This is a genomic window from Morganella psychrotolerans (assembly GCF_001676055.1).
Classification (GTDB): domain Bacteria; phylum Pseudomonadota; class Gammaproteobacteria; order Enterobacterales; family Enterobacteriaceae; genus Morganella; species Morganella psychrotolerans_B.
The window spans coordinates 1-15,062 of sequence record NZ_LZEX01000020.1; the positions used below are offsets into that span (position 1 = coordinate 1).

A 15,062-nucleotide genomic window follows, 5' to 3' on the forward strand; every position below is an offset into this window, starting at 1 on the left:
CTATCCGGTTAATTTAGAGTATAGATCTTTCTATGTTTCTAGTCAGATGGGGGATATCGCGAAATGTAGGCAGTTTTTTTAAGATCTCATTATGCTCTTCAAGTTGCGCGATTTTCTTTTTTAATTCGCGAATTTCAACTTGCTCAGGCGTCATGGGTGACGCTTTCGGTGAAATACCTTTGCGTTCTAGCTTGAGTTGCCGAACCCATTTGTCCATCGTTGATTTACCTACGCCCATAGCGTTGGCGGCGTCGACCACGGAATAGTTTTGGTCAAGAACCAATTGAGCCGCTTCAAGTTTGAATTCAGCACTGAAAAGCCGTCTTATACGTTTTGTCATAAATGTCACCTATCTGTTTATGAGGTGATGATATCACCTCTGACTTGGTGACCAAATTAACTATGCCACTACAAACAGTTCCTATCAGCGAGCAGAAACTGACCAAGGAGGTATGCGTAATGCGTTTATCTTTCTTGCGTAACAAGGCGCAATAAAATGCCCAGCTGAGTGCGGAAATGATAGTCAGTACATCTCCAACTCCGAACGATGCAAACTGTGACTCGCCATTGACATCAGAGAGGGCTAGATAAATAACTCCAATAGTGCTGACAACGGCCCCAATCACGTTTCGTTTCGAAATATGCTCTTTGAAGAATAGGAAGTTAATGATCAGAACCAAGCAGGGGGTGGCGGAAATGTATATTGCGGCATTAAGTGAACTTGTGTACTGCAAGCCGATATAGAGCGTCAGTGGGAAGCTTACTTGGCCTAATAATGAAAACAGAGAGTTTATTGCTAGGTTCTCTGTAAGTAGGTGCCAGTCTTTTCGTATCACCCTCCAATACAGAGAGAACATTAACAGCGATGTAAATCCCCATCGTAGAATACTCAGCAGGTAAGGGTCGATATAGCCAACCAGTAAATGTCCTGCCACGTAATTACCGCCCCAGAAAATAGCGGCTAATGTTAGTAATAAATATGCCATTCGTTATCCAAAGTGGCCTTTCGGCCACTTGTTATTATAGGTTAAATCTTTTTAATTTGTGATAAAAGATTGTCGTAATATCGTTCAGCTGTTTGAAGCCTTAAGATACTTCCTAAGTAAAACTCTTTTTTGGAATCAGGGTGCTGATCTGTAATAACTTTAATTACTTTATACAGCCAATCTTCGCCATGTTTAACATCGATCGTGATGTGCTCCGAATAGTAGTGGAAGTCACGGTCAGTCAGGCCTAGTCGAGAACACCCTTTGATTAACTTAGAGTATTGCGGTGGATCGAGCAACTCAGTCATTGCCATGACACCTAACAGCTTGTAGTAATGGCTTCGATTCACACAACCCAGCAGGAATGCGTTATGCCCTGTAAGTGCATCAGCACCATACAGGTCGATGTAGTGGTTTTCCGGTAATTGAATACCTTGCCTTTCAAGGACGTTTTTGTAGAGGTTTACGTGCGTGAAGTAGTTATCACCATGTCCAATTTCATCCCAGATATTTTCACTGATAGTGCCTCTAGTCTCCGGCATCGCACCAATCAGCGTGTGAGAAACCAGGTCGAAGAAAATCAGGTTCAGAGCGCTATCGCTTTTGAGAAATAAATAGAGTTGCTCAGCCGTGGCATCTTTTTCCAGATATTCGAATAATGGATGATGGGATGCTGCGTGCCCTTGCCAGACATTGACGAGGAATTCTGCAAAATTGTCGTCTTGCCAACAGTTACTGGTGTGGCCTGCGAACTCAGCAGACAGCCACTTGGCTTCAATTTTTCGCCTGATTACAGATATCACTTCGTCATGCTGAAGTGACGCGGGAATTGATAAGGGATAACAGAGGTTAATTTGGTAAATCATGAACAGCGCGTTTTGCACTACTTTCAGTGCTTCCGGCATGGATTTGTCATATGCATCGGATAGGATGCCGTCAATGTCTTCAGTGAGTCCTTGAGACAGAGTCAGATCGTGATTGTTGATGTAGAAAGTAAGGTGTTGTGTAAACCCGTAACTGTCACCTTCAAAAGATGATATTACTTCCTTATTGCTAAACATAGAAACCTCATCAAGTATCAGGAAAAGGCAGTCTAAACAGACACTACAGGACTTTAGTGGCGAAATGTGCGCTTTCGATCGGTAGGTCTAACATTTGATACTCCTTACTGCATTTCGTGACAAAAAGACTTGTAAATCCGTCACTTCTGTCAACATAGTGCATATCTGCCAGAGAACCTTGCGTACATGTTTAAGAATCATGAACAAACTACCACTGGTGACGATGTTTGAACGACACGGCTCCGATAATGACGACATGACAATGAGCCCCTGTTTTGCAGGTTATTAACACCGAAGTCCATTTGAAGGAAATGCTGACTTTTTTTGGTCTCCCAACAAAGGAATGTACAGAAATAACCTATATAAAACAATGCGTTATTAAGTCACGTTTAACATAATGATGATTATGCGTATCGCGTTAACAATTTTAACATTTGGCTTTTTTTTGAGTTGGGATTTCATTTTGTTCAGAATTTTCTGGAACCTCTAAATCAACATCTATCGTCACGTTATTATTCAATATGCATGGATTTATTTTTAAAGGTATCTATGATCGACAAATCGAGAGTTGAATGTTAGGAAAGTCATGGGACACAATCTGGCGGATTTACCAAAAGAAAAAATGGACAAGGTTAACGTAGATCTTGCTGCATCAGGTGTTGCATATAAGGAAAGATTGAATAAGCAGGTGCTTGATGTGCAAGTGGAGCAAGAACAACCTGAACATCTTAGAAAATATTTTCGAGAGAGACTGACGCATTATCGAAAGCAATCAGAAAACCTACCAGGGCCTGGTTATTATGAGGTATTAGATCCAAAAGTTTAGGACATATTTATTGTGATAATTAATAAAATCAAATATTTGTGATAAGTGAAAGCCTGTTATTATGGTTGTAGGCGCTTGAATCATTCTGGTTTTAGCATTTGCAAGCACCCTTTCAACGCACCTTAGCAATAGGGATCTCGTTGACGTTTGTTGTGTATTCAGGAGACAACATTCCCCGCCTCATTTGCCAGGTAGGATCGCAACCCTTTCCTGCAAAGCCAATGTTGAATTTTCCCGACCGGTTCATGTCATCCAGCATTCGCATGAGCTCTTCACTTCTTTTGAATGGCTGTACTTCATTAAATAAATCGAACTGAGTTATCTTGGAATCGGTGAAGTCCGACAACATAATTCCGGCTTTGTGATACTGGTGGCCGTCTCGCCAAATTGCATTCAACGCCCTGACTGCGGCATTGATAATATCCCGCGTATCGGCGCTGGGATACACCAAGCGCTCGATGGCACGATTGCTGTACATTGAGCCGGGAGAATAGTGGCTGGTACTCACAAACACGGAGACCACACTGCACAGCTGGTCTTCTTCTCTTAACTTCATGCTAGCTCGCTCAGCGTAGCTGCATACCGCCTGGTGCATATCATCATACCGCTCAACTTTCTTACCGAACGATTTAGACGAGATGATCTGCTCCTTAACTTTCCGGACTTCCTCCAATTCGATACAAGCGTCCCCGTTAAGCTCCCGCACGGTCCTTTCAACAACAACCCCAAAGGTTTTTCTGATCATCGCAATATCAGCGTCGGCCAAGTCTAAAATGGTATGAATACCCATGACCTTTAACTTCGCGGCGATGCGCCTTCCAACTCCCCACACATCACCCACCGGTAATAACGCCATCAATTTTCTTTGTCGCGTTTTTTGGCTCAAATCCACCACCCCGCCCGTTTTTGACCAGGACTTAGCCGCGTGATTAGCCAGTTTTGCGAGCGTTTTTGTGGGGCCAAAGCCTACGCCTACCGGGACGTGAGTGATCTGTAATATGTCTTGCTGTATCGCGCGACCAAAATCTTCAAGGCTTGAGTTAGGTATTCTGTCCGGCACAGTTAGAAAGGCCTCATCAATTGAATACACTTCCATACCGATTGAGAAGCCAGCTAATACAGACATAACACGGTCAGACACGTTTTGATAAAGCGAATAATTTGAACTAAACACCTGAACATTATGATATTTAAAGAAGTTGATATTCTCAAAGTACAGCGCCCCCATTTTGATGCCCAGGGCTTTTGCTTCTTTTGAGCGCGATATGACAATGTGATCATTATTTGCCAACACAACGATAGGTAAACCTGCAAGCCGTGGGTTAAATGCCGCCTCACACGAACAGTAGAACGAATTAATATCTGCGAGACACAGCATCACAATGCCTTGTGAATTATGTACGTCACTACACCAAAAAGATTAAACTCTGAACCGGACGGGATTGGGATCGGTGAAAAGTCAGGGTTCATCGGAATGAGTGCTGGAAATGGTGTTTTTTGGAGTTGTTTCACTGTAAATTCACCATCAATAGAAGCGATGACAATATTTCCATCATTGGCCTGAAGACTGCTATCGACGATAACGATATCTCCATCACTGATGTTGGCATCAATCATGGATGTACCAGACACTCTCAAGAAATAGCTTCCTGCCGGATGTGTTATTAATAATTCATTTAAGTCTATGTTATTTTTTGAATAATCCGAGGCTGGGGACGGGAATCCTGCGGGGATTAGAGCCTCGAAAAAAGGCAGTTTTATGCCCGCTGGTAATTCACATAATGAAAAATGCATAACGCCACCTTCTTTGATACTGTAAATATATACAGTATTATTATTCAGAGGCGAATGATTGTCTAGTAACTATTTTTTGATGGTATTTTGGTAATGAACATACTCACGATGCAGAAGTATTATAACCCCGCCCACCACAAAGCCTGAAATACTGCCCTGATATCCTTCCGGTGGGTGATAGCCGGTGATGATTGCGAGTAAAATACACGGAATACCAACCAATATAACCAGTGCTCTCACGAACTTCTGCCTGCCTGCTACCATTAGGGGGAACCGCAGAATTCGGAAAAAATCGTACGCTAAGCTAACGGTGTTCTCGTGACAGCTCTTTGACTAGGCTTTCTAAGGCCATTCTGATAGCCCTGACTTCCTGAAAAGCCATGGCTAAAATTTGTGCGGCTAAAAGGGATAACCGATGGTAAAGTAAGTTATCCCTGTCGAGATACTGAAAAGCGTTATCCTCGTTTTTCCCAAAACTGTTTTGCCAGTTCGCTCAGAGCGCTAGTTAACTGAGCGACAGATTTCATACTTTGCAAATTATTCTGCCCGGTCTGTACATTGGTATCAGCAGCATCGCGTATATTGTTAATACTGCGGTTGATGTCTTCACTTACTGCTCCCTGCTGCTCGACCGCAGTCGCTATTTGCGAGTTCATGTCGGTAATTTCGTTAACACGTTGGCCAATTCCATCAAGAGCTGTAGCTGCTTCCTCTGCGTGAGCTACACTCGTGTGCGCTTGCCGACTACTTTGCTCCATGACTGTAACAGCGGATTGCGCTCGCTCTTGTAGAGCGCTGATCATGCTTTGAATATCCGTTGTCGATTGCTGGGTGCGAGCAGCAAGACTGCGAACCTCATCGGCGACAACAGCAAAACCACGCCCCTGCTCACCAGCACGCGCGGCCTCAATTGCTGCGTTGAGTGCCAACAAATTCGTTTGCTCGGCGATCCCTCGTATAACGTCAAGAACTTTTGATATCTCGTTACTTTGACCTTCAAGCTCATGAATAACCTGAGCGGCTTGCCTAATTTCACCTTCAAGGGCAGTGATTGACTGGCTTGTGTGGGCTACCAGACGCTGGCCAGATGCCGTCTCAGTGTCTGCTCTTACGGCCGCATCTGCAGCATGCTGTGCATTGCTCGCAACCTCTTGAATGCTTGCCGCCATTTGGTTTACTGCCGTTGCTATTTGATCTGTCTCTGCCTGCTGCTCAACTGTAAGTAGATTGCTTGACTCAATATCCTTTAGTAGGCCTCGGGTGTGTTCGCTAAGCCGATTTGATGCATCACCTATGCGACCTACTACGGCGCCTGTTTCAGCTTGCATCATTCGTAAAGCAAACTCTATTTGGCCAAACTCATCGGTGCGCCCAGTGTAGAGGGATTGACTTAATGGGTTATTGGAAATATTCCTGGCTCTTTCAACCAGTCTTCCAAGAGGAGAGAGAATAGCCAAAACACTAACAGAGCTTAAGCTTCCTGACATTAAAGTGGCTAACAATAAGCTGCTTATTGATGTATCAGTAAGCATGCCGGCAGCCATTGCGCTTGATATAATACTACCCCATATGAGCAAGAGTATTTTCACGGAAAAGCTAGCAGCCAATTTCGGCCTCGCGGCCTTCCCGCTTCTCAATTGAGCATATAATTTTTCCGCAGCCAAAACCTGCTCAGGTTCAGGCTTGGTCCTTACAGACTGGTATTCAACAATCGAACCATTCTTAGCTATTGGCGTTACATAAGCACTTACCCAATAGTGGTCGCCATTTTTACAGCGATTTTTTATTAGCCCCATCCATGAGCGGCCAGATTTTAATGTACTCCACATATGCTCAAATGCAGCAGGCGGCATATTTGGGTGTCTTACGATGTTGTGAGGCTGGCCTAATAGTTCTTCCTCAGTGAAACCACTGATTTTAATGAAGTCAGGATTAACGTACGTGATATGGCTTTGAGGGGAGGTAGTCGAAAGAATATTGGCATCTTTTGGGAGTTCTAAGTTTCGACCCGTCACTGGTAAATTCTGGCGCATAAGAGCCTCAAGGGTTGGCTGTTTTATTTTATTGTGTTCGGCATTAAGCCCAATTTCTTTAGCGTTACGATAAAGCTAGCATGGAAACGATAGGTGCAAGCAAGTTAAGGGTTGCATCGCGCATGTCAATCTAGGCTATACCCTAACTTGATGTCAAGCAGGGCTGTCATTTTCAGAAGACGACTGCACCAGTTGATTGGGCGTAATGGCTGTTGTGCAGCCAGCTCCTGACAGTTCAATATCAGAAGTGATCTGCACCAATCTCGACTATGCTCAATACTCGTGTGCACCAAAGCGAGGTGAGCATGGCGACGGACACCCCACGGATTCCAGAACAAGGCGTGGCCACTCTGCCTGATGAGGCTTGGGAGCGTGCGCGCCGTCGTGCGGAGATCATCAGTCCGTTGGCGCAGTCGGAGACGGTCGGGCACGAAGCGGCCGATATGGCGGCTCAGGCGCTGGGCTTGTCTCGGCGCCAGGTATACGTTCTGATCCGGCGTGCCCGGCAAGGCAGCGGCCTCGTGACGGATCTGGTGCCCGGCCAGTCCGGTGGAGGTAAAGGTAAGGGGCGCTTGCCGGAACCGGTCGCAGCGGCGTCATCACGAGCTACTGCAAAAGCGGTTCCTGACCAAGCAGAAGCGCAGCCTAGCGGCCTTTCACCGCGAAGTCACTCAGGTGTGCAAGGCTCAAAAACTGCGAGTGCCGGCGCGCAATACCGTGGCCTTACGGATCGCTAGCCTTGACCCGCGCAAGGTCATCCGCCGGCGGGAAGGCCAGGATGCCGCTCGTGACCTACAAGGTGTGGGCGGCGAGCCTCCTGCCGTGACCGCGCCGCTGGAGCAGGTGCAGATAGACCATACCGTCATCGACCTGATCGTGGTCGATGACCGCGACCGGCAACCTATTGGCCGCCCGTACCTGACCCTCGCCATCGACGTGTTCACCCGCTGCGTGCTCGGCATGGTCGTCACGCTGGAAGCGCCGTCTGCCGTTTCGGTTGGCCTGTGCCTCGTGCATGTCGCCTGCGACAAGCGCCCTTGGCTGGAAGGACTGAACGTGGAAATGGATTGGCAGATGAGCGGCAAGCCCTTGCTGCTCTACCTAGACAACGCGGCCGAGTTCAAGAGCGAGGCCCTGCGCCGGGGTTGCGAGCAGCATGGCATCCGGCTGGACTATCGCCCGCTGGGACAGCCGCACTATGGCGGCATCGTGGAACGGATCATCGGCACGGCGATGCAGATGATTCACGACGAACTGCCGGGAACGACCTTCTCCAACCCTGACCAGCGCGGCGACTACGATTCCGAAAACAAGGCCGCCCTGACGCTGCGCGAGCTAGAGCGCTGGCTCACATTGGCGGTCGGCACCTACCACGGTTCGGTGCACAACGGCCTGCTCCAACCGCCGGCCGCGCGCTGGGCCGAGGCCGTGGCGCGTGTCGGCGTACCGGCCGTCGTCACACGCGCTACTTCGTTCCTGGTCGATTTTCTGCCGATCCTCCGGCGCACGCTGACCCGCACCGGCTTTGTCATCGACCACATCCACTACTACGCCGATGCGCTCAAGCCGTGGATTGCGCGGCGTGAACGCTGGCCGTCCTTTCTGATCCGGCGCGATCCGCGCGACATCAGCCGTATCTGGGTCCTGGAACCGGAGGGACAGCATTACCTGGAAATTCCCTACCGTACCTTGTCGCATCCGGCTGTCACCCTCTGGGAACAACGGCAGGCGCTGGCGAAACTGCGGCAGCAAGGGCGCGAACAGGTGGATGAGTCGGCGCTGTTCCGCATGATCGGCCAGATGCGTGAGATTGTGACCAGCGCGCAGAAGGCCACACGCAAGGCGCGGCGTGACGCGGATCGCCGCCAGCACCTCAAGACATCAGCTCGGCCGGACAAGCCCGTTCCGCCGGATACGGATATTGCCGACCCGCAGGCAGACAACTTGCCACCCGCCAAACCGTTCGACCAGATTGAGGAGTGGTAGCCGTGGACGAATATCCCATCATCGACCTGTCCCACCTGCTGCCGGCGGCCCAGGGCTTGGCCCGTCTTCCGGCGGACGAGCGCATCCAGCGCCTTCGCGCCGACCGCTGGATCGGCTATCCGGCGGCGCAGTCGAGGCGCTGAACCGGCTGGAAGCCCTTTATGCGTGGCCAAACAAGCAACGCATGCCCAACCTGCTGCTGGTTGGCCCGACCAACAATGGCAAGTCGATGATCGTCGAGAAGTTCCGCCGCACCCACCCGGCCAGCTCCGACGCCGACCAGGAGCACATCCCGGTGTTGGTCGTGCAGATGCCGTCCGAGCCGTCCGTGATCCGCTTCTACGTCGCGCTGCTCGCCGCGATGGGCGCGCCGCTGCGCCCACGCCCACGGTTGCCGGAAATGGAGCAACTGGCTCTGGCACTGCTGCGCAAGGTCGGCGTGCGCATGCTGGTGATCGACGAGCTGCACAACGTGCTGGCCGGCAACAGCGTCAACCGCCGGGAATTCCTCAACCTGCTGCGCTTCCTCGGCAACGAACTGCGCATCCCGTTGGTTGGGGTAGGCACGCGCGACGCCTACCTAGCCATCCGCTCCGATGACCAGTTGGAAAATCGCTTCGAGCCGATGATGCTGCCGGTATGGGAGGCCAACGACGATTGCTGCTCACTGCTGGCCAGCTTCGCCGCTTCGCTCCCGCTGCGCCGGCCTTCCCCAATTGCCACGCTGGACATGGCTCGCTACCTGCTCACACGCAGCGAGGGCACCATAGGGGAACTGGCGCACTTGCTGATGGCGGCGGCCATCGTCGCCGTGGAGAGCGGCGAGGAAGCGATCAACCATCGCACACTCAGCATGGCCGTTTACACCGGACCCAGCGAGCGGCGGCGGCAATTCGAGCGGGAACTGATGTGAAGCCTGCGCCGCGCTGGCCGCTGCATCCCGCCCCGAAAGAAGGCGAGGCGCTGTCCTCATGGCTCAACCGCGTGGCCCTTTGCTATCACATGGAGGAGCCCGACCTGCTGGAGCACGATCTTGGTCACGGCCAGGTCGGGGTCTCCTCGTTTTCAGTGCAATAAGTGACGGTACGAAAAGCTAGCACTGGCGCGGAGGTGGTGTTGGTAGATCGTTGATTTCATTGACTTTCCTGTTCACTTTCAAATCTGCGATTCGTGGCGTCAAACCGTGGTCGGTTTCATCCATTGGTGCCAGTTATCGATGCATTTGGCCGCGAAGGCAGGATTTGGTCAGCATAGCGGTCAACCGGGAAGCGAAACACACCCCGCAAGTTGATGCTCTCCAGCCTGGTGGGCGCAATCTTCTCGATCAGTTCCGGTGGAATGACCTGGCGGCGGTTCGACCAGCGATCCAGGACCGCCTGCATCTGTGAGGTATTCCACGCCATCACGATGTTGGCCATCAGGCTCAACGCATCGGCCACAGCCTGCATTTCATCGACACGTTTGGCCTGCGCCGGGCTGATCCGGCCGGTATAAATGGCGCGCTTGAGGGCGTTAACAGCCTCGCCCCGATTGAGCACCCGGCGCAACTCGTTCCTGAAAGCGTCCTTGACAAAGTAGTCAGCCAAAAACGCCGTACGCAGCAACCGCCCCAATTGCACGCCAGCCTCATAGATTGGATCGCCCTGGGCGGCAGAACCGAACCGCGCAAGAGCTGCCACCGCACTGGCATGTCCGCTCATGACCGAGGCTGCCAGGTGCACCAGACTATCCCAATGCTTTTCGATCAAAGCGACGTCGACATTGGCTTCGCACACCGCAGCGATTTCTGCGGGCACTTTGGTGCCGCGTGGCACAAAGAGGTGGCGCTGTTTGAGTTCCTTCAACCGCGGGCAAAGATCAAAACCAAGCAAACGGGCATGTGACATGGCAAAGTCGGTGTAGCCATGGGTATCCACAGCAAGCTGGCTGGTCTCCAGCTTTTCTTGGCGGATGACACCTTCAATGGCCACGCCCGCCTGGCGCTCATTGAGCACAAAGGGCTGCGCATGGAAGATGCCCCACCGGTCTTTTACATGGGAGTAGATTCCAATGGAAGGTGTGTTGCGCCGAGGATCAAGCCGGGCTTGCCACACCCGTTTGGTGGTCTCCATGCTCATCATGTCAGAAGATGCCAAATCGGACCGCCCCCAGGTGGCGGCAATCGGGTGTCGCTGCATGAATTCCAGCACAGCCTGGCAGGCCTGGCTCAGACGCCGTTCGTCCCGCGCCCAGCGCATGGCCTGGCGAATGCTGGTGGCAGACAATTGCGGAATCATGCGCGCGCATTCGACCGCAGTCAGACTGGTGCCGTGGGCCATGATGCCGGCATAGACCATCAGCAGCTCGTCGGTAGAGCGCGGCTCACGTCCGAGCATGATCCAGCTAAAGCGCACCTGGGCGTCAACGGCCAGAATCACTTCCGGCAATTGAACCTCACCGATGCGGTGATCCAAAGCCGCGCGCAGCTTGGTCACTTCTGGGTCTTCGTCCTCTGCGGGCAATGGCGACAAATGGAGTTCATCATCCACGCGCAGTACGCCACTGCGGGCTGCAGCGGCCACCGCATCGACACCGGCAGTTACTCTGGCCAGCAAAGGCTTCAAGAAAGTGGCAGCCTTGCTGGGTAACGATAGACGGGCATAGTGTTTCTTGGACTCTGCCTGCCAACGCTCGTCCGTGAAGAACAAGCGCGCACGACCCCGAAAGCTCAGGCTGTGCTCAATCCAGACCGAGCCATTGCGCACCGCGCGGCGCAGGGCAAACAGGGTGGCCACCTCCAACGCCTGAAACGCCCGTTCCCGGTCTGGGCTGGAGATCGAAACCTGCCAGATCATTCCCAGACTTGGTGCCACCACTTCAACTGGCAGCTTTCTGGATCCTTTGAGATATAAAGCTTGCAGCTTGGCAAGGTACTCGATGGCAGGATGCTCGCCGGTGGCCTGCCAGGGCAGCTTTGCAATGGCGACGAGCAACGACCGCACGGGGCGAATTCCATCAATCAATCCCTCGCGGACCAGGGAGGCCCTGCTCGGTGGTTTGCGTTTCTGGGTTTCGGTGATCAAGGCTTCAAGACGGGCACGCAACTCAGCATCTGGCACCGCACCTTGCGCGCTCAAGGCAACAAGTTCGCCGAGCAGCGTTTTGTACATTGCGGCCCAATTGACGGTAGCGGGGACATCGGCGGCAGCCTGACGCCACAGATCGGCGATCCGGCGCTGCACCATAAGGATCAACTGGTCTGTGGTGGTGAACAGGCAATACCGAAGAAAGCATGCGACCTCCACGGTGCGCGCTGGCTCTTTGATCTTGGCTCCGGCTGAGGGCGGCCTGGAGACAAGTCGGCGCGCGTAGCGGCGCAAGATGAGATCGGGGATGTCTGCCAGGTGCTTATGAACGTCCAGCGTGTAAAGCAGGTCGATGCGCTCCAGTACCTCGCTGATTTGGCGGGTTGAGTGTTTCGCCGGTGCAGCCCATAGCCAACTCTGCTGGGTTTGTCCATCTGGGCGCAGCTCTGAAACTGAGGCTCGCCAGCGATCAAGTGTTGCTGGATCAACGCTGGCGGCGATGGCGGTGCCTGTTTCAACTTCAAGCTGGGCAAGTGCCGCCGCAATCAGTGTCCGAATTGCCCGCTCGTGCACGATCACCAGCTTGTTCTTGTACAGCCATTGACGCGCCCGCACGAGTAGCTGATCGCGGTCGGCGCAGCGCGCCACTTCGTCGCGCAGTTCACGTACCAGTGAGCGGCGCTGGTGCTCGCTCATCCACTGGAATCCAAGGACCGTGCAGGCTACTTGTTGGTGATCGAATAGCGTGCGCCCGCGTTCATACATGGCTCTCAGCGAGGCGACTTCTGGTGCTGCAATGCCAAGCTCGTTGCCAAGGTGGCGCCACAAGGCTACTGGAATTACCCGAAAGGCACCGAGCAAACGCCCACTCATGCGCAGGAAACCAATATGGAGCGCCAGACCAAGCTTGTGGGAATCACCTCGGCGTGCATTGATTGCGTCGCGCTCGGCACCATCGAAGGTGAAAAATGCCTTCATCTCGAAGTCGCTGATATCGCGGGGGAGCCCACGCATCCCCAAAAACGTTGTGTGCCAACCCTGCATCGTGAACCTCAAAAGTGGGAGGCCACCATACCCGTTTACAAAGCGAACAGGAAAGTCAATGAAATCAACGGTCTACCCAGACCACCCCCGCGCCAGTGCTAGCTTTGCGTACCGTCACTTATTGCACTGAAAACGAGGAGACCCCAGGTCGATGACCTGGACACCGCGCCACCACTCTCGCTGCTGGCGTTGCTTTCCCAGCGGAGCGGCATCGAGCTGGACCGGCTGCGCTGTATGAGTTTCGCCGGATGGGTGCCTTGGCTACTGGACAGCCTTGATGACCAGATTCCAGACGCCTTGGAAACCTATGCGTTTCAGCTCTCGGTGTTGCTGCCAAGACTCCGCCGTAAGACGCGATCCATCACGAGCTGGCGTGCCTGGCTGCCCAGCCAGCCGATAAACCGCGCCTGTCCGCTCTGCCTGAGCGATCCGGAGAACCAAGCCGTACTGCTCGCGTGGAAGCTGCCCCTGATGCTGAGCTGCCCGCTGCATGGCTGCTGGCTGGAATCCTATTGGGGCGTGCCAGGGCGGTTTCTCGGCTGGGAGAACGCCGACGCCGAACCGCGCACCGCCAGCGACGCGATTGCGGCGATGGACCAGCGTACCTGGCAGGCACTGACAACCGGTCACGTGGAGCTGCCGCGCCGACGCATCCACGCCGGATTGTGGTTTCGACTTCTTCGCACGCTGCTCGATGAGCTGAACACCCCGCTTTCCGCGTGCGGAACCTGCGCGGGGTATCCCCGCCAAGTCTGGGAAGGCTGCGGGCATCCGCTGCGTGCTGGGCAAAGTCTGTGGCGACCGTATGAAACCCTGAATCCGATAGTACGGTTACAGATGCTGGAGGCGGCGGCAACGGCAATCAGCTTGATTGAGGTGAGGGACATCAGCCCGCCAGGCGAGCAGGCAAAGCTATTCTGGTCCGAGCCCCAAACCGGGTTCACCAGTGGCCTGCCGACGAAAGCGCCGAAGCCCGAGCCCATCAATCACTGGCAGCGTGCAGTCCAGGCCATCGACGAGGCCATCATTGAAGCGCGACACAACCCCGAGACGGCACGCTCGCTGTTCGCGTTGGCTTCCTATGGTCGGCGCGATCCCGCTTCCTTGGAACGGTTGCGCGCCACCTTCGTGAAGGAAGGCATCCCGCCGGAATTTCTGTCACATTACCTGCCTGATGCACCCTTTGCATGTCTTAAACAAAATGACGGGTTAAGTGACAAATTTTGACGGATAGAGCTTTCCGGCTCACACTGTCACATAATCGAACGTATACGTGACGGGTGAAAAGGTGCTGATCGGCTACATGCGGGTATCGAAGGCGGACGGATCCCAGTCCACCAATTTGCAACGCGATGCGCTCATCGCCGCTGGTGTGAGCCTTGCGCACCTTTACGAGGATCTGGCCTCGGGCAGGCGCGATGATCGCCCAGGGTTGGCTGCTTGCCTGAAGGCGCTTCGTGAAGGGGACACGCTGATCGTGTGGAAGCTCGATCGGCTTGGCCGTGATCTGCGCCACCTGATCAACACCGTGCACGACCTAACTGCGCGTAGCGTGGGCCTGAAGGTCCTGACCGGTCACGGTGCGGCGGTCGACACGACGACTGCCGCCGGCAAGCTTGTGTTCGGTATTTTTGCCGCGCTGGCCGAGTTCGAGCGTGAGTTGATTTCCGAGCGAACAGTCGCTGGACTTATCTCGGCGCGCGCTCGCGGCAGGAAAGGGGGGCGCCCCTTCAAGATGACCGCCGCCAAGCTACGCCTGGCGATGGCCAGCATGGGGCAACCGGAAACCAAGGTGGGCGATCTCTGCGAAGAACTCGGGATTACCCGGCAGACGCTCTACCGGCACGTGTCGCCCAAGGGCGAACTGCGGCCAGACGGCGTAAAGCTGCTCTCCCTCGGTTCAGCCGCATAAATGGAGGCGACCTGGAACGGGGCGCTGTTCAGTGCGGCAACGATCCGATTACCGGTGTCGACCCAGAGCAGCCGTAGAGCTTTTGGGAAAGCTGTCGTTCAACGCCGAGTTCAGCGGCAGTTTTTAAGTTGTGATTTTATGGAATACTTTTGCGCAGCAAAACCATAAAGCCGCGACTTAAAAACTGTCCAGCGCAGGCACGAAGTGCTGGAGCGGTGCTGCAACGACTTGTGTACGCCCAGCATGGGCATGAACTAATGAGGTGAAAGTCCTCTGTAGGAAGGTCACCGTTTAAATAACATACTGTTATTTAACGTTAACTACTAGCGAATGGCAAGGGCTTAATCGCGAGGTT

12 protein-coding genes and 4 pseudogenes are annotated in these 15,062 nt (G+C 53.2%); 9 read left to right on the top strand and 7 right to left on the bottom strand.

Annotated elements, in window-relative coordinates; genetic code table 11:
- Positions 1–73: 73 nt before the first annotated feature.
- The 3 genes and pseudogenes from AYY17_RS11810 to AYY17_RS11820 all read right to left on the bottom strand — a co-directional run.
- Positions 74–325: pseudogene (locus tag AYY17_RS11810) on the bottom strand (transposase); the annotation flags it as partial.
- Positions 306–986, bottom strand: a complete 681-nt coding sequence (locus AYY17_RS11815) for a DMT family transporter (RefSeq protein ID WP_082981380.1) — start codon at positions 984–986, stop codon at positions 306–308. The gene AYY17_RS11815 and the pseudogene AYY17_RS11810, both read right to left, overlap by 20 nt.
- A gap of 41 nt (positions 987–1,027) precedes the next feature.
- The gene (locus AYY17_RS11820; protein ID WP_067423930.1) at positions 1,028–2,047 is read right to left on the bottom strand and encodes an iron-containing redox enzyme family protein; all 1,020 of its coding nucleotides are present in this window, start codon (positions 2,045–2,047) and stop codon (positions 1,028–1,030) included.
- 586 nt (positions 2,048–2,633) lie between these two features.
- On the opposite strand from AYY17_RS11820, the gene AYY17_RS11825 reads away from it, so the two are divergent.
- The gene (locus AYY17_RS11825) at positions 2,634–2,873 is read left to right on the top strand and encodes a DNA polymerase III subunit theta (protein ID WP_011039682.1); all 240 of its coding nucleotides are present in this window, start codon (positions 2,634–2,636) and stop codon (positions 2,871–2,873) included.
- A 112-nt stretch (positions 2,874–2,985) separates the two neighbouring features.
- On the opposite strand, the gene umuC is transcribed toward AYY17_RS11825, so the two are convergent.
- The 3 genes from umuC to AYY17_RS11840 form a co-directional block, all read right to left on the bottom strand.
- The gene (gene umuC / locus AYY17_RS11830; protein WP_067423932.1) at positions 2,986–4,251 is read right to left on the bottom strand and encodes a translesion error-prone DNA polymerase V subunit UmuC; all 1,266 of its coding nucleotides are present in this window, start codon (positions 4,249–4,251) and stop codon (positions 2,986–2,988) included.
- On the bottom strand, positions 4,251–4,667 hold the full coding sequence (gene umuD / locus AYY17_RS11835; protein ID WP_067423934.1) for a translesion error-prone DNA polymerase V autoproteolytic subunit: 417 nt from the start codon (positions 4,665–4,667) through the stop codon (positions 4,251–4,253). Before umuD ends, umuC begins: the two co-directional genes overlap by 1 nt.
- A 455-nt stretch (positions 4,668–5,122) precedes the next feature.
- Positions 5,123–6,700, bottom strand: a complete 1,578-nt coding sequence (locus AYY17_RS11840) for a methyl-accepting chemotaxis protein (protein ID WP_067423937.1) — start codon at positions 6,698–6,700, stop codon at positions 5,123–5,125.
- A 165-nt stretch (positions 6,701–6,865) separates the two neighbouring features.
- Between AYY17_RS11840 and AYY17_RS22780 the strand changes: the two are divergent.
- The 6 genes and pseudogenes from AYY17_RS22780 to AYY17_RS21290 all read left to right on the top strand — a co-directional run.
- Positions 6,866–6,931 (top strand): annotated as a pseudogene (locus AYY17_RS22780) (EAL domain-containing protein); the annotation flags it as partial.
- A gap of 74 nt (positions 6,932–7,005) precedes the next feature.
- Positions 7,006–7,161: pseudogene (locus AYY17_RS22785) on the top strand (hypothetical protein); the annotation flags it as partial.
- Between the two features lie 88 nt (positions 7,162–7,249).
- Positions 7,250–8,686: a transposase gene (locus AYY17_RS11850; protein ID WP_459562072.1), complete on the top strand. Its 1,437-nt coding sequence runs from the start codon at positions 7,250–7,252 to the stop codon at positions 8,684–8,686.
- Between the two features lie 2 nt (positions 8,687–8,688).
- Positions 8,689–8,829: a hypothetical protein gene (locus AYY17_RS22790; RefSeq protein WP_459562073.1), complete on the top strand. Its 141-nt coding sequence runs from the start codon at positions 8,689–8,691 to the stop codon at positions 8,827–8,829.
- A 41-nt stretch (positions 8,830–8,870) separates the two neighbouring features.
- Positions 8,871–9,599, top strand: coding sequence for a TniB family NTP-binding protein (locus tag AYY17_RS11855; RefSeq protein WP_459562074.1), 729 nt, complete (start codon positions 8,871–8,873; stop codon positions 9,597–9,599).
- Positions 9,596–9,736 (top strand): annotated as a pseudogene (locus AYY17_RS21290) (TniQ family protein); the annotation flags it as partial. The gene AYY17_RS11855 and the pseudogene AYY17_RS21290, both read left to right, overlap by 4 nt.
- Before the next feature lie 143 nt (positions 9,737–9,879).
- On the opposite strand, the gene AYY17_RS11860 reads toward AYY17_RS21290, so the two are convergent.
- Positions 9,880–12,795 (bottom strand): Tn3-like element IS1071 family transposase, encoded by a 2,916-nt coding sequence (locus tag AYY17_RS11860; RefSeq protein ID WP_015061186.1) that lies wholly within the window; start codon positions 12,793–12,795, stop codon positions 9,880–9,882.
- Between the two features lie 120 nt (positions 12,796–12,915).
- Here AYY17_RS11860 and AYY17_RS11865 point away from each other — a divergent pair, with 120 nt between their 5' ends.
- Together AYY17_RS11865 and AYY17_RS11870 are read left to right on the top strand one after the other, a co-directional pair.
- A complete protein-coding gene (locus AYY17_RS11865; RefSeq protein ID WP_053515549.1) occupies positions 12,916–14,022 on the top strand; it encodes a TniQ family protein in 1,107 nt (368 codons plus the stop codon).
- Between the two features lie 61 nt (positions 14,023–14,083).
- On the top strand, positions 14,084–14,707 hold the full coding sequence (locus tag AYY17_RS11870) for a recombinase family protein (protein WP_003155741.1): 624 nt from the start codon (positions 14,084–14,086) through the stop codon (positions 14,705–14,707).
- The last annotated feature ends 355 nt before the right edge of the window (positions 14,708–15,062 follow it).

Coding starts and splice junctions, on each gene's coding strand:
- AYY17_RS11815 (WP_082981380.1), bottom strand. CDS start 986: ATGGCATATTTATTACTAACATTAGCCGCTATTTTCTGGGGCGGTAAT.
- AYY17_RS11820 (WP_067423930.1), bottom strand. CDS start 2,047: ATGTTTAGCAATAAGGAAGTAATATCATCTTTTGAAGGTGACAGTTAC.
- AYY17_RS11825 (WP_011039682.1), top strand. CDS start 2,634: ATGGGACACAATCTGGCGGATTTACCAAAAGAAAAAATGGACAAGGTT.
- umuC (WP_067423932.1), bottom strand. CDS start 4,251: ATGCTGTGTCTCGCAGATATTAATTCGTTCTACTGTTCGTGTGAGGCG.
- umuD (WP_067423934.1), bottom strand. CDS start 4,667: ATGCATTTTTCATTATGTGAATTACCAGCGGGCATAAAACTGCCTTTT.
- AYY17_RS11840 (WP_067423937.1), bottom strand. CDS start 6,700: ATGCGCCAGAATTTACCAGTGACGGGTCGAAACTTAGAACTCCCAAAA.
- AYY17_RS11855 (WP_459562074.1), top strand. CDS start 8,871: ATGCCCAACCTGCTGCTGGTTGGCCCGACCAACAATGGCAAGTCGATG.
- AYY17_RS11860 (WP_015061186.1), bottom strand. CDS start 12,795: ATGCAGGGTTGGCACACAACGTTTTTGGGGATGCGTGGGCTCCCCCGC.